This is a genomic window from Fulvivirga sp. AWR4_260 (genome assembly GCF_056158185.1).
Window position 1 is genome coordinate 2,604,120 of sequence record NZ_JBSWSU010000015.1, and the last position, 21,497, is coordinate 2,625,616.

12 protein-coding genes are annotated in these 21,497 nt (G+C 37.7%); all 12 read left to right on the forward strand.

Annotation, left to right across the window (positions count from 1 at the left end; genetic code table 11):
- Nucleotides 1-10 precede the first annotated feature (10 nt).
- The 12 genes from ACXACQ_RS17305 (at nucleotide 11) to ACXACQ_RS17360 (ending at nucleotide 21,477) form a co-directional block, all read left to right on the forward strand.
- Nucleotides 11-3,181: an efflux RND transporter permease subunit gene (locus tag ACXACQ_RS17305; RefSeq protein ID WP_474977224.1), complete on the forward strand. Its 3,171-nt coding sequence runs from the start codon at nucleotides 11-13 to the stop codon at nucleotides 3,179-3,181.
- Nucleotides 3,174-4,598 (forward strand): TolC family protein, encoded by a 1,425-nt coding sequence (locus ACXACQ_RS17310; RefSeq protein WP_474977225.1) that lies wholly within the window; start codon nucleotides 3,174-3,176, stop codon nucleotides 4,596-4,598. The genes ACXACQ_RS17305 and ACXACQ_RS17310 overlap by 8 nt, the downstream gene beginning before the upstream one ends.
- Nucleotides 4,599-4,993: 395 nt before the next feature.
- Nucleotides 4,994-11,275, forward strand: a complete 6,282-nt coding sequence (locus tag ACXACQ_RS17315) for a contractile injection system tape measure protein (RefSeq protein ID WP_474977226.1) — start codon at nucleotides 4,994-4,996, stop codon at nucleotides 11,273-11,275.
- A 249-nt stretch (nucleotides 11,276-11,524) separates the two neighbouring features.
- The gene (locus ACXACQ_RS17320) at nucleotides 11,525-12,874 is read left to right on the forward strand and encodes an ATP-binding protein (RefSeq protein WP_474977227.1); all 1,350 of its coding nucleotides are present in this window, start codon (nucleotides 11,525-11,527) and stop codon (nucleotides 12,872-12,874) included.
- 6 nt (nucleotides 12,875-12,880) lie between these two features.
- Nucleotides 12,881-14,134 (forward strand): hypothetical protein, encoded by a 1,254-nt coding sequence (locus tag ACXACQ_RS17325; protein WP_474977228.1) that lies wholly within the window; start codon nucleotides 12,881-12,883, stop codon nucleotides 14,132-14,134.
- On the forward strand, nucleotides 14,109-15,287 hold the full coding sequence (locus ACXACQ_RS17330; RefSeq protein ID WP_474977229.1) for a DUF4407 domain-containing protein: 1,179 nt from the start codon (nucleotides 14,109-14,111) through the stop codon (nucleotides 15,285-15,287). Before ACXACQ_RS17325 ends, ACXACQ_RS17330 begins: the two co-directional genes overlap by 26 nt.
- A 3-nt stretch (nucleotides 15,288-15,290) precedes the next feature.
- Entirely contained in the window at nucleotides 15,291-16,265 is a 975-nt protein-coding gene (locus ACXACQ_RS17335) for a hypothetical protein (protein ID WP_474977230.1), read from the forward strand.
- Nucleotides 16,250-18,001 carry a glycosyl hydrolase family 18 protein gene (locus ACXACQ_RS17340; protein ID WP_474977231.1) on the forward strand — a complete coding sequence of 584 codons (1,752 nt, stop codon included), beginning with the start codon at nucleotides 16,250-16,252 and terminating at the stop codon, nucleotides 17,999-18,001. The genes ACXACQ_RS17335 and ACXACQ_RS17340 overlap by 16 nt, the downstream gene beginning before the upstream one ends.
- Before the next feature lie 4 nt (nucleotides 18,002-18,005).
- Nucleotides 18,006-18,248 carry a hypothetical protein gene (locus tag ACXACQ_RS17345; protein ID WP_474977232.1) on the forward strand — a complete coding sequence of 81 codons (243 nt, stop codon included), beginning with the start codon at nucleotides 18,006-18,008 and terminating at the stop codon, nucleotides 18,246-18,248.
- 12 nt (nucleotides 18,249-18,260) lie between these two features.
- Nucleotides 18,261-18,824: a Pvc16 family protein gene (locus tag ACXACQ_RS17350; protein WP_474977233.1), complete on the forward strand. Its 564-nt coding sequence runs from the start codon at nucleotides 18,261-18,263 to the stop codon at nucleotides 18,822-18,824.
- 142 nt (nucleotides 18,825-18,966) lie between these two features.
- A complete protein-coding gene (locus ACXACQ_RS17355; protein WP_474977234.1) occupies nucleotides 18,967-19,977 on the forward strand; it encodes a hypothetical protein in 1,011 nt (336 codons plus the stop codon).
- 12 nt (nucleotides 19,978-19,989) lie between these two features.
- Nucleotides 19,990-21,477 carry a phage tail sheath family protein gene (locus ACXACQ_RS17360; protein WP_474977235.1) on the forward strand — a complete coding sequence of 496 codons (1,488 nt, stop codon included), beginning with the start codon at nucleotides 19,990-19,992 and terminating at the stop codon, nucleotides 21,475-21,477.
- The last annotated feature ends 20 nt before the right edge of the window (nucleotides 21,478-21,497 follow it).

Genomic DNA, 21,497 nt, shown 5'->3' on the forward strand with positions numbered 1-21,497 from the left:
CCTAATCTCTATGAAAATGAATATAATTCATCGCCCAATATTGGCGATAGTGATCTCTCTGGTCATAGTGTTTTTAGGAATACTGTCAATATTTCAATTGCCCATGACTCTATTTCCTTCTGTGGCTCCTCCAGAAGTAAATGTAGAGGTAGAATATCAGGGCGCCAATGCTGAAACGGTAACAAAGGCTGCCATTGAACCATTGGAACGAGCCATAAATGGCGTACCAGACATGAAGTACATGAGCAGTGATGTGGGCAACGATGGTGTAGGTATCGTTCAGGTAATTTTTGAAACCGGAACGGATATTAATGTGGCGGCAGTAAATGTACAGAATAGAATTACAGATGTAATGGGCCAGCTACCGCCCGAAGTGATAGAAAGGGGTGTGCTCATTGGTAAGGAGGAAAATGCTATTCTCATGTACCTAAACATCTATAGCGATAATCCAGAAATGACCGAAAGGTTTATCCATAACTTTGCTGACCTCAATATTCTATCTGAATTAAAGCGAATAAAAGGAGTGGGCTACGCTAATATACTAGGAGCTAAGGAATATGCTATGAGAATATGGCTAAAGCCTGACCAAATGCAAGCGTACAATATAGCGGCAGAGGATGTGCTCTCGGCCATAGAGGAACAAAACTTGGAAGCTTCACCGGGTAAAGTGGGGGAGAACTCAGACAAAGGGAATAGGTCTACATTACAGTATGTACTGAGGTATACGGGCAGGTTTAATTCTACAGCACAGTATGAAAACATGCCAATCAAGTCTACTGCTGAAGGAAAAATACTTCGATTAAAAGATGTAGCCGATATAGAATTTGGCACTGAATACTTTGATGTAGAAGCAAAGTTCAATGGTAAACCAGCCGCGTCAATCATACTAAAACAACTACCGGGCTCTAATGCAAAAGAGGTCATTGATAACGTAAAAAAGCGCATGGAAGAACTAAAAGCAACTATGTTTCTTCCAGAAATGAACTACGAGGTAAGTTATGATATCTCTAGATTTATGGATGCCTCCATTCATGAAGTAGTGAAAACATTCATAGAAGCTCTTTTACTAGTAACATTAGTCGTATTTGTATTTTTACAAGATTGGAGAGCCACCTTAATTCCTGCATTAGCCGTGCCCGTTTCTATTGTTGGTACTTTTTTCTTTATGCAATTCTTAGGCTTTTCGCTTAACCTCATTACTTTATTCGCATTAGTAATAGTTATTGGTATTGTAGTGGATGATTCTATAGTAGTTGTAGAAGCTGTACATGCCAAAATGGAAGAACTTCAGCTCAGTGCACGAAAAGCTACACAGGCTGCCATGGCAGAAATTAGCGGAGCCATTATTACCATAACAATGGTGATGTCGGCCGTATTTGTACCCGTAGCATTTATGGGAGGGCCTTCTGGTATCTTCTTCCGCCAATTCTCACTCACTATGGCCATTGCCATTGTACTATCAGGCTTAGTAGCGTTAACACTAGCGCCAGCGCTTTGTATCCTCTTGTTAAAACACCCTGATAAGAGCCGAAAAGCTTGGTATTCTGCAGCTTTCGGGAAGTTCAACTCATGGTATGACAACCTAGAAGCCCGCTATAAAAACCTTCTCGACAAGATCATTTCCAGAAGGGTAGTGACATGGTCTGTAATCTTAATTTTCATAATAAGCACCGGACTATTAGGTAAAATATTGCCTACAGGTTTTATTCCCAATGAAGATCAGGGCATGTTTTATGTTAACGTGCTTACTCCACCAGGCTCTACATTAGAAAGAACCAAATCTGTGGTAGATGCCATTGCTCTAGAAGCGCAGAAGATAGAAGAGGTGGAGAGCATTTCATCACTGGCAGGAACCAATATATTGTCTGACGGTACAGGAGCTAGTTATGGCAGTTTCTTGATTAACTTAAAAGAATGGAAAAACAGAAAATCATCAGTAGATCAAATCATTGATGTGCTGAAAGAAAAGACGAATCACATAAAAGGAGCCGAGATTAACTTTTTCCCACCGCCTGCAATTCCAGGGTATGGCAATGCCAGTGGCTTTGAGGTTAAAATATTGGACAAAACAGGTAAGAATGACTTTAAAGAGATGGAGAAGGTAGTTCATCAATTTGTCAAGGATTTAACCGAACGCCCTGAAATAGCAAATTGCTTTACTATTTTCAATGCCAGCATACCACAGTATACATTAAATGTGGATTATGATAAAGCGGCTCAAAAAGGGGTAACAGTAAATAATGCAATGAACACACTCTCCACTTTTGTGGGCAGTGAATATGCTTCCAATTTTATAAAGTTTGGTAAAACTTATAAGGTTATGGTACAATCACTACCAGAGTACAGAGCCAACCCTGAAGATGTGCTAAGGCTGAGAGTAAGAAACAACAAAGACGAACTTGTGCCATTATCATCTTTCGTTAGCCTAGAAAAATCTTATGGTCTAGATCAGATCACGAGATATAACATGTATAATTCGGCCGATTTAAATGGTGAAGAAGCCGCAGGCTTTAGTAGTGGCGATGCCTTAAAAGCAATAGAATCAACCGCAAAGGAGAAGCTCCCGCGAGGGTTTGAAATAGCTTGGTCGGGCATTTCTTATGACGAGGCCAATACTGGAAATGAGGGTTTAATTATTTTCCTCATTTGCTTACTGTTTATTTACCTCATATTATCCGGTCAGTATGAAAGTTTTATTTTGCCTTTGCCCATTATACTTTCTTTACCTGTAGGGATTTTCGGAGCATTCTTCCTTCTTACGCTATTTGGTTTAGAAAACAACATTTATGCCCAAATAGCAATGATTATGCTCATTGGTTTACTAGGTAAAAATGCCATTCTTATAGTTGAATTTGCATCTCAAAAACAGGTCGAAGGTTTTTCTATCAGGCAAGCCACACTTGAAGGAGCCCGCCTCAGACTAAGACCCATTTTAATGACATCATTTGCGTTTATTGCTGGGCTTATTCCTTTAGTAACGGCCACAGGAGCAGGAGCAATGGGTAATAAAACCATTGGTACGGCTGCTCTTGGTGGCATGCTGTTCGGCACCATAATCGGTGTAATAGCCGTTCCAGGGCTATTTTTAATTTTCGCTACTCTTGCTGAAAGATATAAAATCAAAAGCGATGAAGAAGAAAGCAAATTATCTAAAAACTTAAATGAAATTAGTAATGCATAGATATAAATTATTGTTTTATACGCTGCTGCTTGTATTGAGTGGCTGTAAAACACTAAATACTGAACTGTCAATTTCCAAGCCACCATTACCACAAACATTTGTGGCCAACACAGCCACAGATACAACTAGTATGGCCACTATTAATTGGCGTAAATATTTCAATGATGAGCATCTCATATCATTAATTGAAACTGGATTGGTCAATAATTTTGATTTACAAGTGGCGCTTCAAAAAATTGAAGCCTCTCGTGCGACTGTACGTATAGCTAAAGGTGACATTTTGCCAAAAGTAAATGCAGATATTACTAGTGGTATAGAACGTTATGGGCGCTATACACCTGATTATGCAGGTAATTCAACTACAGAATACGAACCGGGGAAAATCATTCCTAATCCATTGCAAAATCATTTTCTGGGACTCACATCTTCTTGGGAAATTGATGCCTGGGGAAAATTGAAAAATCAACGCAGTGCAGCTGTGGCTAACTATTTAGCTACGGTTGAAGGTCAACGCTTGGTAGAATCGAACTTGATAGCGGAAATAGCCGTGAACTATTACGAACTTCTTGCCCTTGACAATACCACTGAGGTAATTAATAATACTATCAAAAAACAAGAAGAAGCACTGGAAGTGGTACAACTTCAGAAAGAAGTAGGAAGAGTAAATGAAGTAGCTGTTCAGCAATTTAAAGCTCAACTTATACAATCTCGCGCTCTAAAATTTGAATTTATTCAGCAAACAGCCGAAACTGAAAACCTACTCAACTTTCTGTTAGGACGTTTTCCTCAACCTATAATTAGAGAGAAAGGTAATTTACTAAAACCAGCTAACCCTACTCAGAACTTGGGTCTACCCGCAAATATGCTGAGCAATAGACCAGATATAAGGCAAGCCGAAATGGAGTTAGAAGCTAGTAAGTTTGATTTAGCAGCAGCAAAAAAATCATTTCTACCGCAGGTGAACATCACAGCGGCATTGGGGTGGCAGGCTTTTGATACTAAATTCTTATTTAAAACGCCATCATCTATCGGTTATTCGGCAGCAGGTGGATTAATTGCTCCACTAATAAACCGAAATGCATTAAAAGCCCAGTTCAATATGGCCAAAGCCAACCAGCTAACGGCTATGTATAATTATCAAAAATCCATTATTAACGGGTATTTGGAGGTTTTAAATTCGCTTTCGAATATTCAAAATTTAGCTCAAATTCGTGAATTAAAAGAAGAGCAAAAGAAGGTTTTGATAAGCGCTGTAGACGCTTCTCAAGAACTTTACACAGCTGCAAAGGCAAGTTATCTTGAAGTATTATTTGCTCAACAAAACTCATTGCAAACACAGCTAGAACTAATAAATATCAACAAGCAACAACAACTCGCCCGCATCAACATCTACAAAGCACTTGGTGGCGGATGGTAGTAAATATCCAAACTCCTTCGATATGAAGGAGTTTGGATAATTTTTTAAATTAATCAATATTATCTAGTAGCGTTAGTTACGAATCCCTTTTCGTGTCCAATGCTAAGGGGCAAAATCAAATCCACATGAGACAAATCAATATAAAATACTCATAATCAAAGCCTTAAAACAAGTTACCTGATCATAAAATGAATGATCATACATATCTGTATTCTTTAATGCTATAAGCTTCTATTGCCTTATTTCTTCAAGTTTCTTATAAGATTAATAAGTGCACCAAGTACTTTAATTTTAGGCTAACACTTATTAATTTCATTGCCATGCTTTCATTTGGTTATGATATGGAAGTAAGCACTTATATTTTAAGACACCAATGATCTAAGCCCTTACATTACATGTCATCAGCCCATCAGATTGATAAACTTACCTTTAAACTACGCCAAGTTTCAGTAGAGCAAGTCCAACCCGTAAGTAAAGAAATCTATGCTTTTAAAGAAGAAATGCTTCGGAAGCTAGAAAAAATATTTGATGAATATATACCTGCAGACCAATGGATTACCTTTGATCGTATAACGCTGGACTTGGGCCATTTGCCTTCTGATGGCTTTGGCGAACAGTACCAACAGCGTGTAATTCAGCTATTGAAAAAAGAATTAAAGGTATTGTCGCAGCACGTTTTAAGCACAGACAACTACCAAATACAAGACGTTACTACTAGCCAAGCTGGTATGCTAGCACAATATTTCAAGCAAGGTCACCAATCTCATTTAGAGCAACTTCCTCATTTTGATCTCAATAACTATACTGAAAAACTACTTTTTGAAAAACCGTCTGAACTAGCCAATGCATTGCGATTGGTATGGAACACTGCAAGTGGTAAAAAGAGAATGCAACAACAGTTGCGTCCAATGCTTTATGGTCTGATAGAGAAAATGATGATTCAAGAATATGAAATCAACCATGAGGGAGCAACAATACAGAAAAACAAACATACCCATAATGAGATATCGGAGGAAGGAATAACCACAGCACTATTGTCACATCTATTTCCGGATGCTGTGTGGCAGGATACGCCACGAAAAACACAAATACAATGGGCTGAGGAGGCATTAAGTAAGATATCTGATCCAAATTTTAGGCAAGAGATGGCACCAAAGCTAAGTCTGGCGACATTAAATCAACTCTTTGGCCACATACACCCGCTCCACGATACTCTTATTGAACTCAAAAACATTGAAAGAACACTTATAACCTATGGATTATCAGGTTTTGTACGCTCTTCATCTTTTATTATTTACTGGCTTTTATATATTGAAGCATACCGCAGCACAGAAAAGAAAATCAAAGTAATATATGATCTTTTAAGCCATCAAATACTTCCATTGCAACCTAAATTATTTAAAAATATAGCCGCAACTATCTATCATCAGTATTCGGAAAACTCATGGCACACATCACATAAAAGCCTTATTGGCATTACCACTACAGCTCCAACCAATTTTAAGACGCATTTAGGAAAAATAGATGCGGTAATTAACTTTCTTGAAACTGGTATAGTAGCAAAAAACACTAATATTGATGCATGGGTAAACTATTTACTTATACATTACAAAGAAGCTCTTACACGGGCACTACAACAGGTATGGCCCAAATACGCAGTACGCTACAGGCTCAGCTACCATTTGAAAATAGAACATTTAAATCAGATTATTAAATTACTTTATGCGGACTCAGGCTGGAGGCCATATACTATCAGTATTTTTGATTCAGAAAAAGCTAAAGTCACTATACAAAAACATAAAGGTAAAGTCCGCAACCTCTATTTTGCATTCTTCAACATTACAGCATCAGAACTGTCGATACCCATTGATCAAAAAAGCTTCAACATACTATTGGTCAAATCCCTGAAGCAAACAATACCAACATTCACTATTCCTGCCAATACCATTTCAAGTAATAACACGACTGAAATACATTCATATATTTTTAATAACCTGAGCAACAAATCTGTAGCTCTTTTTGACCATCACATAAATGATGTTACCTATATTTCACTATTAATTTCTCAAGGCAAAAGTGGGATGAAAGAGCTTAATTTTTCTGAAAAAAAATATCGGAAGGCTCTGAGCAATACTTTAGCGGAAAAGGAGTTTTGGAAAAAACGTTTTTTGACGTTATCTATTCACTCTACTTTCTGGCTCTCTATATTGCCACTATCAAATATTTCTCAGCTCACAAGTTTAGTTACGCTATTAATGCCTTTGCGTATATCCACCCTAAAAGAATGTAAAAAAGAATATGAACTGCTGATTCATATGTTTAAAAAAAGGCAATTACAGACGCTCCCGCAATTTAATCATGTACTTGCATCATTATTAAAGCATTGGTATTCTCGTAAATATCAAATTAGTCATCACAGGTTTATTATAGATTTTTATGATACTATTTTTCTTAATTATTACCAGAAAGATGCATTAACACAGCTATTTAGCGATAAAACTAGCAACACAAATGACAGTATTTTATTTAATGAAAAATACATCCATTTTTATCAATGGGCTGGCAAAAAAATTACGACTGTCGGCAAAAATGCACCCCACGTACCGCTCAATCAACGGAGTAATCATCATATTTTTCTAATATCAGATGTAGTAAGCTACTTTCTTAGAACTCACCAATTACCCACTTCAGGGCATTTCAAAACCTATAAGCAATTACTACAAGCTCTCAATATTCAATGGAAAGTGTGGGGGCTACCTGTACCATACCCATCCTTACCTGATTCAGTGTCAACCATTATGTTAGAAAAGGCAGCACTGCAATATTTAGCACAGTGGTTTAATCGATTCTCACACCACACCAATTATAAAATTGAAATATTAAAAAGGTTAAACAAAAGGCAGCTTCAACAATTCATAAGACACACTCAATGCCATGCTTACCCCAAATACGAAAAGTTGGTTAAAGCTCTTCCATCCAGAGCTATAGCTGAAGCAACAGGAATAGCACACGCTAAACTAAAGATTCATTTACACTCACAACTTCTTTCTTCACTGTGGCATAAGGCAGGACATCTAACATTAGAACTCATGGCTATCAACATACTGAAAAGTATATCTAGAGCATTCACAGTAAACCCCGAAAATAGCTTATGGCTGGAGATAGTCTCTGGTGCACAGCATAAAGTATGGAAAAATGTAATAGATCGCCATTATTTACAAAAAGGAGTATTAGCTACAAGAACGGTCAATAGAATCACAAAAACAGATAGCCAAATGCAGTGGCCAGTAGTTGCCTATTATCTAAAAACTGGAAAACTACTATCAGGCACTACAACAGACGACCAGTCCATTACACTACAATTAGAAGAGGTAGTAGCGAATAGCCCGCAATTATTAATAGGTTTACTTCGTAAAAGGCACCTTGACCATCAAGTCAAATTACGTCTTTTAGCTTCCGTTAGCAGCACATCAGTACTTAAGCTTATACGGATGTTGGCCCCTACGGCTTATAATAGCCATTATGAAATGATTAGCCATTTGCCACATCTAAAGGCAGACCATCACTATCGTCCAACAGGTCATGGATCTTGGCAGCGATATGTGTATTTTTTATGGCTTTCACAAGCACTAAAGCCCAACTATAGTGCTTCTGCTTTTCAATTTTCAGTTTACCTACTGCGTCAAGTTACTGAAGAAGTAGGAACTGAAAAAGCCGCAATAACAAAATGGCTAGGCGCGCTAAGCAACATTCATTATCAACCTTTTCAGCAAGCATTAATAGGTTACAAACTTACTGCCTCAGACACATCAGATCCTGAACAAGAAACCAGTACCATGGAGGCAGTACTTCTGTTTTATTTACAATATCAGCATCTACCTAAATGGTCACCGATAGTGAAGGTAGAAAAACTAAAGAAATGGCTGGTAGTTGACACTCAACAGAAGCAGCCTTCCAGCCTTGTGGTGCTTCGCCAGGTAAGTAAAATGCCTCATGCTATTAAAACATGGGTACAATTAATGGCCCCTGTTGAAGTATATAGCTTAGCTAAGAAGCTTAACGCACAAGTTTACAACCGATTTAAACCATTCATTTCTCTTTCTGAAGTATTAAGAAAGCCATTTTTCACTACAGCAGTGCAGTGGCATGAATTTTTACAAGTAACTGTGCTAAAAGGTGTATTAGCACCTACACTGCAACGACACAAGAAGAAAATGATATCATCTTTTATTGAAGAAACTATTGGCCACTTCAGTCTCTCTACAACACAAATAGAACAGTGGCTAACTACTTTTGATACCGCAACTGATCCCGTAATACAACAAATATTAAAAAACTACCACACCCAAAGTACAACAACACAAAATATAACCTATGAGACAAAATATGAAACATTTAGTGTCCAGCTAAAAAAATATTTACTTGGAAATAATAATGCTGTTAAAAGTAAAAATGAGTGGCAATTACTGATTGAAAAAGACCTTAATCATGTAGACTCCTATACTCTAAAAACACTACGTACGTTCAGTAAAAATGATCAACTCGTAAGAACTTTCGTTAGCACTGTCAGCACAGCATGCCTTCAAAAAGTATGGACATTGCTTAGTAATTACGGCCAGTACTTCACAGCTGAAAGATCACAACTGGCAAAAGGAGGGAAGATAGTAAAAGCATTAAAACTACCCCGAAAACAATTGCTTCATATTTATGATGTTGTGGTATCAACATCTCTATTGAGAACGGGGGAGAATCAAAGGCCTGAACAGTTAAGACCTGTATGGATAAAAGCAATAGCGCAGGAGACTAATATTGATTTAAAAAAGGTAAAACGATGGGCGAAAATTAGAAAGACAAAACAATCGGCAATAGTAGAAGGATTAAATCAACACAATGAAAATAAGACTGGAGAAGCTAGTTTACAAGTTGAAACCGACACTTTAATTTATGTATTGAGATACCAAAAATTACCTTGGTGGCACACCTTAGAAGTATCAAACACTACCGTTGCTATGGAGAAAAAGCGATTGATAGCCCTTTTTCAGTGGCAAAACCTTCCTATACTTATTCGCGCCATAAACAATTCTCCCGATGAAAGACACCTTATCGAACAGTTAATATCCGTCATCGATTTATCAGGCTTCAATCGGTTAGTAAATCTACTTGTCCCGGGAATGGAAGGCTATATTGTAGGTTTCACAACTATGGTTGAAAAACTAGCTAAAAACAAGTACCCCTCATTAGCATATAATAATGCTCCCGAATTGTACCTCTACCTATATCAGATCATGCGCAAGAATAAAGGCAGCCTCACAGCAAAGGTATTTACCCACGAGGCTACTAAACGGATTGGTAAGCAATATAAAATAAATCTTGACGTATGGTTACAACAGGTGTTAGTACTTATAGACGAACAAATAAATAGAGGCCAGACAAAGCTTGCAGTCTTACAGTGGGTACTAAAAGAAGAATTGACTTTTGCCTCTCAAAAACAGGCCGAAAATACTAATGAGATAGAGCATAAGGAATGGAATGCTGTTGAACAGGTTAATTATAAACAAGATAATATCGCAGTCATTATTCATTATCTTCAATACGGAACTATCTCTCACACAGCAGGCACACTAAATTATGATAAGCTTCTCGATACCTTTAAATCAGAAGCAACCACAAAACCAGAATCCTTAAAAAGGTCATTGCATGATGCGCTGGCAAGACCTTTGGCATTAAAAAAGCTTCTACTCCACAACGAAACTTTTCCCGTTCATGTGCTGGCATTTATTTACAACTGCAAAACCAGTGATATATATGCTTGGATGGAAGGAATCATTGGTATTATGCAACATGTATGGAGTGGGAAGGAACGAAGTACTTATACCTTGCCTGCTTATCAAATGTTATTTTTTGACCTCAAAAATAACCATACACCTTCCTTCGATGTCTCAGCCTTATTGGTACGCTATTTCAAAGAAATAAAGCGAATAGTCCCTGATATTTATGAACGATTACACAAAGGACTGAAAACCTATAGTCCAGAAAAGCGAATTTCCACACTCATGCTTACTACTCTAAAATACATTGTAGAGCAAGAAACTGCGATAAAGCCGCGCCCTACATTAAACAAACCTTGGGCCACCTCTTTTTCTTTAAAAAAGAATCAAATACCTATCAAAAATGTAGGCATGGTCATTTTCGCAAACTTTTTACCTCGCTATTTTGAAATGCTGGAAATGACCTATGAAGACAAAAAAGTCTTTTTTCACGACAGTGAGACTGCTGCAAGAGCCGCACAATTGTTACATTATATGGCATGTGGCGAGACCATAGCCTCAGATGATGATAGGCTAATGGCAAAAATTCTTAGTGGTGTAGACTTGGCCTATCCACTGCAAGAGGAAATAATACTTACTGAAAAAGAAAGGCAGATATCAGAGCAATTACTAATAGGAGTATTACAAAACTGGGATAAACTAAAAAGCGACTCGGTTGAAGCTTTGCAAGAAGGCTTTTTAATGCGCGATGGATTTTTGCATGAAACAACGCATAACTGGGAAGTAAAGGTGAAAGAAAGCGGAAAAGATATTCTAATTGACTTTTTGCCATGGTCTATCAAAACGATAAAGCATTCTTGGATGCAAAAAATAATCAGTGTGGAATGGCGTAAGAAGAGCCTCTTTTAATCTAAAAAAAGAAATAACATTTACTAAAAAGATCATTACTTAAAATAACTATAGATCAGATCATTGCATTACTTCCTCTTTAAAAAGGAGATGCTTTTGGGCATTTAGAGACGTTAACCAATCTTCCAAACCCCTAAAATTTTATTATATTATGTCATTAAAGAGTTTCAAAGGCCACTAAATTTTAAATAGGCAGTAGTTTACTCCATGTCTAAGTAGAAAAAATAGCCTACTATTATTATTTATACTATGGAAAACTTATCCCCCTTGAAAGAGCAAACACAACATAACACGCTTAAAAATGAGTTAGAATGGCTCCAAAGTATAATTGATGAACGCATAAGCTCATATTTTGAAAGAAACGAAAATAGTACCCCACTATCACCACCACCCGCTTTAGAGCTAAACTCACCGTACGCTGTGCTAGTCCACACGCATCAATGGGGAGCGACAGAACGCATAATTCTATGCATGTCACTTGCCGTACATGCTATGCCCGATATTTTTGATATTTTCTTCACGAGAGACAAAAATTATGACCGAGGTTACACCATATTCGGAGGCGTTACTCAAGGCTATCATAGTGGTTTTATTCCTACACTAGAAACAGTAGCATTCATTACAGGAGGAAAAAATCTTTCACACAGAATTGCATTACTAGATTATTTCTCTGTTTCTCATAGCTTCTACAAGTTTAACATATTGCACCTAAAACAATCGGAAGATAGTGCCTCTGCCTTCGATGGAGTACCTGTAATAAGTGATGAATACCTCAACCTGCTACTTCAAAATAAAACATACGAACCTTATTTTTCTGCCACATTCCCAGCTCGTAAAATTACTACACGGCTAGTGTGGGAAGACGCTGTTTTCGATGATCATACTCTAGCAGAACTAGATGAAATTAAAATATGGATGAAGCATGAAGATGATATTATGAGTCATGAATTATTGCGAAAACATCTAAAAAAAGGCTATCGTGTGCTTTTCCATGGGCCTCCTGGTACTGGAAAAACAATGACCGCAGCCCTTCTGGGAAAAGAAGCCGGGATGGATGTATATCAGATAGACCTTTCTATGGTAGTCTCAAAATACATAGGCGAGACTGAAAAGAATTTAGCTGGTATATTCGACCAAGCAGAGAGTAAAAATTGGATTCTCTTTTTTGATGAAGCCGATTCACTATTTGGAAAACGCACATCCGTTAAAAGCAGTAATGATCAGTTTGCTAACCAACAAGTAGGCTATTTACTACAGCGCATTGAAGATTTTGACGGCATGGTTATACTAGCCACAAATTTTAAAGACAACATAGATAGTGCTTTTTTAAGGCGCTTTCAATCAATTATTTATTTTCCTAAGCCTCGCTTAGAACAAAGGCTGCAACTATGGCAAAATTATTTTTCCCACACATTTGACATGGCGAGTGTAGACTTTCAACAGATAGCGTCAGAACACGAAATTACCGGAGGTAGCATGATAAACGTACTCAGGTACTGTACCATAGCTGCAAAAAAGCGTAATAGCAGTCAAATTTATACGGAAGATATACTCAAAGGTATTAATAAAGAATACCATAAAGATGGCATTACCATTTAAACGCCTATGAATTCATTATTCATATCACTGCTATCAGATATAAAATATGATATGAAGATGCTACTCAATCATTTCCCTGATGAGCATCTAATTAACGCTATCATGGAAATATTAGCTCGAGGCGTGGCCGTTAGTCTTATTTTACCATCCGAAACAGAGAATCACTTGCTTGATCATGTGTTTCTATTTAACCGTTTCATGGTAGCGAAAAATAAAGGCTGCGAGCTTTACTTCTCCAGTGAAGTTAGTTCTTCATACATCATTATGGACTATCAGAAAGCCATAGCAAATCAGGAAAACAACAAAATGGAGTTATTACCTGCGGAGCTAATTCCTGAACATATCAGGTTATTTTTCGCTACTCAAAATTCTTCTACTCTTTGGATGTTTCAACCAGAAGATTTAGATGTACAGCTCACTCTTCAAGAAGATGTAATGCTGGAAGGAGACGAGGTGGTATTAACATGGAAAGTAGCTAATGCTCATAAAGTATTGATAGAAGGCCTTGGTGAAGTAGACGCCATCGGTAAACAAAAATTAAAACCAAATAAAGACACCATTTTCAAAATCGGTGCTTATAACTCTAACCAAACGAAAGTAAAAACTGCTGCACTCAAAGTGCTTACGTCTGTTGAGATAAGTTATGATTTAAGCTTTGCAGGCCGTGCCACCGAAGAATACTATAACCTGACAAGCGAAAGCAACTACCCCCATGCTTATGGAGTAGCCAAAGGCGCTAAAGTGAAATTAACCTGGCTAGTGCCAAACTTAAAAGAGGTTTACATTCATCCCTTTGGAATAAGGTCAGCCACAGGAAGTCACAATTTTCTACCGAAATCAAATATGGACATTGAAATAAGGGCTAAAGCCATGGGCAGGTTGGTAATACGTAGGATACACTTATTAGTATTTCCTATTGCTATATTTAAAGACCAATTTATACAAATCAAGCCCATAGATGTCATAACACCTAACTATACAGAAAACAGCAAAAATAAGGTTAGCCAGCCATTTAACGACCAAAACACTTATAATCAACAGCTTAATAATATTCGTAAAAAGCAGTTACAAAAATATGCACAGCTAACCCACGAAATTAGAAAGTTTGTCTTTGATAATTCTATCGATAATTTTAATTTGAATGAGGCAAACAGAAAAGTTTTTGCCAAACTAAAGAAATTATATTCGAAAGAAAATGGTGTGCAGCAGGCGCTTGATGCCATAAGGTCTATTTATGACTATACACAAAAAAGAAAGTGAATACGTGGAGCATATAGCTCCAGTAATGGACTTTTTTCTCTTTTGTGCAGCAGCCAACCGGCAAATTTTAAAAAAATGCCCTTCATCTGAACGTCATAAGTATGCAGGGGTAGGAGCCACAGTCTTTTTTACCGGTATGCTCGCAGCACTTTCGGGGGGATATGCCATTTATACCGTATTCAACAATGTAGCAACAGCTCTTCTCTTAGGAGCCTTTTGGGGAATACTCATATTCAACCTCGACAGGTTTATTGTTTCTACTGTAAAGAAAAATGATCATAAACTAGACCAATGGAAACAAGTAACACCAAGGCTCTTTCTTGCCGTTTTTCTGGCGGTTGTTATTTCTAAACCTTTAGAATTAAAAATTTTTGAACAAGAAATTAACGAAAGACTGCACTATACTGGCGTTAAAAAACTAGAAGGTATAGACAGCCTATACGAGCAAAAGACTGCTAACCATCAAAAGACAATAGAAAAGTTAAAAATGGCTACTGCGGCCAGTTTTAATATAAGGGAAAAATACTATGAAGAATATAAATGCGAGTGCGAGGGTAGCTGTGGTACCGGTGAAAAAGGTATAGGCTCTGAGTGCAGAAGAAAAGAGCAAAAGTATAAGAAAGCTAGTGAAGAATATTTGGCAGTAAAAAGAGAGAATGATGCAGAAATAGCTGAACAGAAAGCTACTATTTCCGCCCTAAACGAAGAGAAAAAAAGCTATAAAGTTAAGCTCGAGGCATCGTTTGCATCGGGCCTTATGACTCGGCTAAACTTGCTGCATGAGTTACCGCCCGGACCTTCGCTGGCCATTGTACTCTTGCTAGTATGTATAGAAATAGCTCCTATACTTACCAAATTACTATCTCCTTATGGTCCGTATGATCATATACTCAAAATACTAGAGTATGAATACGAGATGGATGAAATAGCTACTATTAACCTAAGAAACCAAAAGCTTAATCACCAACTGACCGTTCTTGCCAGCATGGAGCAAGAAAAGGTAGATCAACAAGTAGTAAGTAATAAGAAAGCTTTAAGGCTCATAGAAGAGGCTCAAGAAGAACTGATAAAAGAGCAACTAAGGATATGGGTAGAGCAAGAGAAGAAGAAATTAAGAAGGGAATACGAAATTAAAAGCGCATATCAAGAGTAGCCTATGAAGAGGTATTTGCATGCGGTCTTTTTTTCTCTGCTCTTTTCTGGAGCTTTAGCGCAAGGCAGCACTGATAGCCTTAATTATGTCATGGTAGATACTTTAATAGCCATTACGGATACTACTGAATTAGTAAATGTGCCATTAAAAGTGTGGCCTTTCACACATAAAAAATTTAAGCTAAATGCCCAAGCAGTAGATACACTTCTCTATAGTATAACTAAAGAAAAGGATATAAAAATGAAGTACACCATAACCAGCCCTGATAAGAAGCAGCATAAGATGGCATGGAAAAATACCATTGCTAATGCCAGATTATCTACTACGGCAGGTGATGGTACTTACACCTTTAAATTTAGAAACAGAAGTATACAACCCAATCAAATTACCTTTGTACTCCAACAGGTGAAAACCACTACACATGTTAAACAAATTAAAAAGCTTAAGCCCAAAGAGAAGATGGTTGCGGTGGCCGTCTACGATACAGTCCCCTTCATAGTCTACGAGGGAACCACGTACCTCGGAGCAGGAAAAAACCTACTACAAGAATCTCAGCAAGATATACACTTCACATTTGAACAAGACTCCGTGCCCTGTTATTGGGCATATCTTGTAGGCACAGGTAAAAACTACTCAAGTACAATTAACAGCTTAATTGACCTAAAAACACAGCAACCCTTAGGAGACCCATTATTGGCCTATTACTCTTCAGGCTTTACTTTTTTCCCTGTCACAGAAAGGGTAACATCCATAGCATTAAAGGGCCCTGGGCTAAATAAAACTCTAAAGAGTACCGATTTTGGTATAATCAAAGGAAAAAAAGGAAGTTATAAACTATCCGTTATTAATCCCAGGGAAGCAGCAGGAGAGTATATCTACTTTAAGGTAATGGCTTTTTACTTTGTAAAGACCAATGAAAAATTAGTTCCGCAGTCCACATATGATAAAATGACCATATCACCATGCCTGAATCACTGAAGTACTTACTATTAAGCTCTCTTGTTCTTTGCGTAAACCTTGCGCTTGGGCAAAATAACCTACTCCAAAAAGAGCGCCAGTGGATGAACTATGAACGTAATGCTGAGCGTAATATGCAGCACTTTCAGCGCGACTTCCAAAGAATAGGCACTCTGTTAAGTACCGATAAAAAAGAAGTCAGCGTAGAAGAAAGTCTCTCAGACACCATTATATGGGACAAACCACGTTACGAACCCCAAGGCGGTGTCATAAACGATTATGCCTATCTTTTTAGATCGTTGCACGGGGCGCACCACAAAGTATTTTTTAAAAACACGAAAGATTTGCAACACATTGTGTGGGACTCTACGACCAATACGTATTATAACCGACATAATAAAATAAATAGCCTTGCCAAAGGTCAAATCGTGATGGGTTGGCATCCTTACTGGATGGAGCACGAATATCAACACTACCATTATGGATTACTCAGTACTATTTCATTTTTCTCCTATGACATAGACCCTGCCACGGGCAGCTACATTGATGCTGATGCTATATACAAATGGCGCACCACCCCAATGATAGACACCGCGCACCATAATGGAGTAAACATACTACTCACTATTACCAACTACGGAAAAAATAATAACCAACAATTTCTATCGAATACTAACTCGTGGAATCAATTAATTGACAGCTTACAAGTGCTACTTGCAGAAAGAAATGCACAAGGTATAGACCTAGATTTTGAACAGATCCCCACAGCATCTAAAAATGCGTACACAACCTTTGTAAAGAAATTAAGGACTGAACTGGGACCTAACAAGATCATTACCTTGCAGGTACCTGCATATAATACTGCTAATGCTATTGATTTTAAGGCCTTAGACCCATTTATAAATTATTTTATTCTCCAAGGTTATGACTATAGCATGACTGCATGCAACGGCATACCGGCCCCCGTGGCTCCTCTACGCACCATCAATTCAGACTGCCCCAGCATCTCCAATACATTTGATTATAGCCTACGTCAAGGATTAATACCAGAGAAAACAATACTAGGCTTACCGGCTTATGGTACAGAATGGACCTTGCAAGGCAACAGCTGGAATGCTCGTACTACTTTTGAACGTTATATAACCTTTAATGACATTATAGCAGACTATAGCGTCAATTATGAACCGAATTACGACCCAATAAGTGCTAGTTGTTTTTTCATGGTAGCACAACGAGATAAAACTACCAAGCTAGTATGGTTTGAAAATCAGCAAACTCTTAGTACTAAATGTCAATGGGTACGTGAACATAACATGAAAGGCGTGGCTCTATGGGCACTGGGTTATGATGGTGTACAACCTCAAATATGGAATGCCATTGCCAGTAATTTTGGAAAAAACCCGCTTGAAGAAGTTAAACCAATAGGTTATGATAATGGTCAGTTATATTCTATCATGGCTGCGCTAGCTAGCCACAGACGAGTAATAGGTGTTGCAGTAATGTTATTGGTATCCTTCTTTGTCATTGGCTTGGCGGTTTCACTGTTCGATTGGAGAGTGAGAGAGGTATTCTTTAGAAACTATATTTACCGAGTACTATTTTCAGGAGTTATGATTGTGCTAGCCCTTATCGCTGCTATTTTAATTGGCGATAGCCAACAATATATTTTCCCCCTAATGCTAGGCTTAGTAATAGGGGCAGTGATAGTATACATCATTACCATGAAATATGTAGCCCATAGAAAGAAAATGCCATAATAGCATGAAAAATATCATCGCCAGAGAAGTATTATTTTTATTCATAGCATTGGTCATAGCCATACCTGTGGCGGTTATTTTTCTATACCTAGCCAGTGTGGAACCTTATAGCGGGCATATGTCCAAAGACGAAAAAGTGTTAGAAATGGATCTACTAATAATAGGCGCCTTCATAGGGTTTCTGGGTGTTTATATCACTCGATTGGTGGTATGGGCAGTAAAACAATTAATAGTATTAGCAACCTGAAACAAAAACTATATGATTCATAACATACTACCAGTTGTTGCCGGAGAACTCAACAATTACCTCAAAAACAGGTTCAACGCTATTGAAGATAAAGTTATACTCTCCAACATCATTGACCAAGATGGCACGGTAGCCATTGAGGGAAATAATAAGGTAGTGATATCTCTTATTAACATTGCAGAAGAGCCCACGCTAAAATCTAATATCAATTACAAAGCTTATGAAAGTGGATATGCAGAATATGCTCCACCTGTAAGCATCAACTTGTTTCTGATGATATCTGCATATTTTAACCCTAAAAATTATGTAGAAGCACTAAGGTTCATTTCTGGTGTTATATATTTCTTTCAATCCAAGCCGCTTTTCACCATAGAAAATACACCTGGCCTCACCTCTAATGTAGAAAAGATATATTTTGATATGATTTCTTATACACCACAAGAGCTCATGAATATGTTTTCAATGATGGGAGCTAAGTATGTACCATCAGTAGTTTATAAGATGAAAATGCTCACGTTTGACCAACAAAATATTAATGATGAAATTCCTTCAATAGAAGGACTTCAAATAAATTAATTAAACTTATTGATATTCAATTATTTATAAATAAAATCAAGATAATTGATTTAAAACTAGGTATAATTTATTTTATAATTCAATTTAAAATATTATTTTGTAAGTGTAATAGATACTTTTAATACCTAAACCATATAATAAGTTGAATTACCGTTGTCTTTTTACCATTGAGTTTTTCCATGATTATTATACTTCGGGTAAATATTCCGGGTTTAAGGTTAATGTGTGCCCTCAATGTGAAAAAACCTTCAAATCTTACGGCCTTTTAGTAAAAAATATAGACAATGGAGTTAAAATTCACTTTAAAGAAGACTTAGACAGACCTTCGTTATTAAGAAATATGCACAAGCCACTAAAACTGTCTTTTGTTGTTTCTTGTAAAGATCGTTTTCTACAACAATACACCACTATTAGCACCCCATGGTATTGGCTATCTAATACCATTAGTAATAATGAAAATCCAAATGCGTTGCATCATGATGCTGTTTTGTCTTCAAAAGATCAGGTAATAGTATTTTCACATCCTTACCATTTATGGAAAGATGATGATAGGGTCAGATCCATTGAAGTAAAGGACCTATATGGGCAAACATTATATGAAGGAATTAAAGACAATTGCACTGAAAAACTGAATCACGAACAGTTATTGGAGTCCTCGTATTTGAAAGTTACTCAGGCAGAACACACAGAAGCTTACTATTATTATCCATACAGCTTATCGCAGGTTGTAGGTATGATAGATATTGTTATTGACCCTGCAGAGGCAGCATACTCATTAGATAAAATTATGGGATCAACCTATAGTGTAACCATGAGTTCACGCGATACCCAGTGGCGTTATCATTTAGTAAACCGAGATACAAACTCCTATTCAGGGTTTAAGCTTTATGAGGGCAAAAAGGAAGTAGCTACAATGGAAGTAGAAGAGACTACGCTGGTTAATGGAGATCAGGCCTACCTCATACAAGTAACAGAACCTATAAAACTAAAGCAGCACTATGAGCACTACCTAGAGCTAGAAATGCAAAAGGAAGGCATAGACCGGAAAGAGCGAAAGAGAATAGCACTGCCCGTACCCGATATACAGAAGGTAAAAATAAAAAAGGTGGATGAAGTCTATACGGCACATTCCGACATGTATATATATTTCTAGACTCATAGCATTATGGCACAAGTATTAGCAACCCCAGGCGTATATATCGAAGAAAAAAGCGCCTTCCCAAGCTCCGCAGTGGCGGTAGCAACGGCAATACCCGCATTTATAGGGTATACCGCCAAAGCCTTAAGAGGCACCAAGTCATTGATTAATGTACCTACCAGAATATCTTCTCTGGGCGAGTTTCACCAATATTTTGGAGAAGGCCCTAAGGTAACCTATGCCATAGCGGCAGACGAGAAGGTGAAATTCACTCTGGCAGTTGATAAGCCTACTAAGTATAATTTATACCACAGCATGAGGCTTTTCTTTGCCAATGGTGGCTCCAACTGTTACATTGTATCAGTTGGCGATTATAGCGCTGGAGTAAAAGCCGGTGATTTTACTGACGAAGAAAAAGGCATCAACACCTTACTAAAGGAACCTGAACCCACTATGTTAGTAATCCCTGATGCTATGTTACTAGAAGAAGCTGACTGTGCAACTGTACAACAGCAAATGCTAAAACATTGTGGCTTTGACATGAGAAGTAGAGTGGCTATACTAGATATTTATAATGGTAATCAGAAGCGAACCATGGCTGACGATGATATCATTACTAAATTTAGAAATAGTATAGGTATTAACCACCTACAATGGGGAGCTGCTTATTATCCATGGCTGCAAACCACCATTGTACCAGCCGATGATATCAATTTTAAAAACATAAGTAATGCCGATGCACTAGCGACATTACTAAAAGAAGAAGTAGCACTTTCCGTTACTAATAAGCTAATAGAACAAAAACGTGGCGACCTTATCAACGCAGAAATTGATAAACTAGCACAACCTGAGAGCGACATCGTATCGCTACACCAGACCTTAAGTGCAATAAGCCCACTTTATAAATCAATAATGGAAGAGGTTAGAAATCAAACCAACCTTTTACCCGCCAGTGCAGGAGTAGCAGGAGCTATCTGCATGGTAGATTATTCGATTGGTGTTTTTCAATCTCCCGCTAATATCTCTGTAGGCTCTGTAGTTCAACCAGCAGTAAACATCACACACGTCAATCAAGAAGACCTTAATATGCCACTTAACGGAAAAGCTGTAAATGCTATTCGCTCATTTCCTGGCAAAGGAGTATTAATCTGGGGCGCGCGTACACTTGATGGCAACAGTCAAGACTGGAGGTACCTTTCGGTAAGGCGAACAGTTATTATGATTGAACAATCTCTTAAATCGGCCACGGAGGCTTATGTATTCAAGCCTAACATCGTAAACACTTGGGTAACAGTAAAGGGTATGATTACCAATTTTTTGGCCGACCAATGGAAAAGAGGGGCCCTAGCTGGAGCATCACCTGAAGACGCTTTTGAAGTAGAGGTAGGCCTAGGAGCAACCATGACACCTACCGATGTGCTCGATGGTATTATGCGCATTACGGTTAAACTAGCAGTAGTAAGGCCTGCAGAATTCATTGTAATTACCATCCAACAACAAATGCAAAAATCATAACCATTATCAAGAAATCATTA

Excerpts from the sequence above, each read along its gene's own strand:
- ACXACQ_RS17335 (WP_474977230.1), top strand. The coding sequence starts at position 15,291 with ATGAAGAGGTATTTGCATGCGGTCTTTTTTTCTCTGCTCTTTTCTGGA.
- ACXACQ_RS17350 (WP_474977233.1), top strand. The coding sequence starts at position 18,261 with ATGATTCATAACATACTACCAGTTGTTGCCGGAGAACTCAACAATTAC.
- ACXACQ_RS17330 (WP_474977229.1), top strand. The coding sequence starts at position 14,109 with ATGACTATACACAAAAAAGAAAGTGAATACGTGGAGCATATAGCTCCA.
- ACXACQ_RS17305 (WP_474977224.1), top strand. The coding sequence starts at position 11 with ATGAAAATGAATATAATTCATCGCCCAATATTGGCGATAGTGATCTCT.
- ACXACQ_RS17320 (WP_474977227.1), top strand. The coding sequence starts at position 11,525 with ATGGAAAACTTATCCCCCTTGAAAGAGCAAACACAACATAACACGCTT.
- ACXACQ_RS17340 (WP_474977231.1), top strand. The coding sequence starts at position 16,250 with ATGCCTGAATCACTGAAGTACTTACTATTAAGCTCTCTTGTTCTTTGC.
- ACXACQ_RS17315 (WP_474977226.1), top strand. The coding sequence starts at position 4,994 with ATGTCATCAGCCCATCAGATTGATAAACTTACCTTTAAACTACGCCAA.
- ACXACQ_RS17325 (WP_474977228.1), top strand. The coding sequence starts at position 12,881 with ATGAATTCATTATTCATATCACTGCTATCAGATATAAAATATGATATG.
- ACXACQ_RS17360 (WP_474977235.1), top strand. The coding sequence starts at position 19,990 with ATGGCACAAGTATTAGCAACCCCAGGCGTATATATCGAAGAAAAAAGC.
- ACXACQ_RS17345 (WP_474977232.1), top strand. The coding sequence starts at position 18,006 with ATGAAAAATATCATCGCCAGAGAAGTATTATTTTTATTCATAGCATTG.
- ACXACQ_RS17310 (WP_474977225.1), top strand. The coding sequence starts at position 3,174 with ATGCATAGATATAAATTATTGTTTTATACGCTGCTGCTTGTATTGAGT.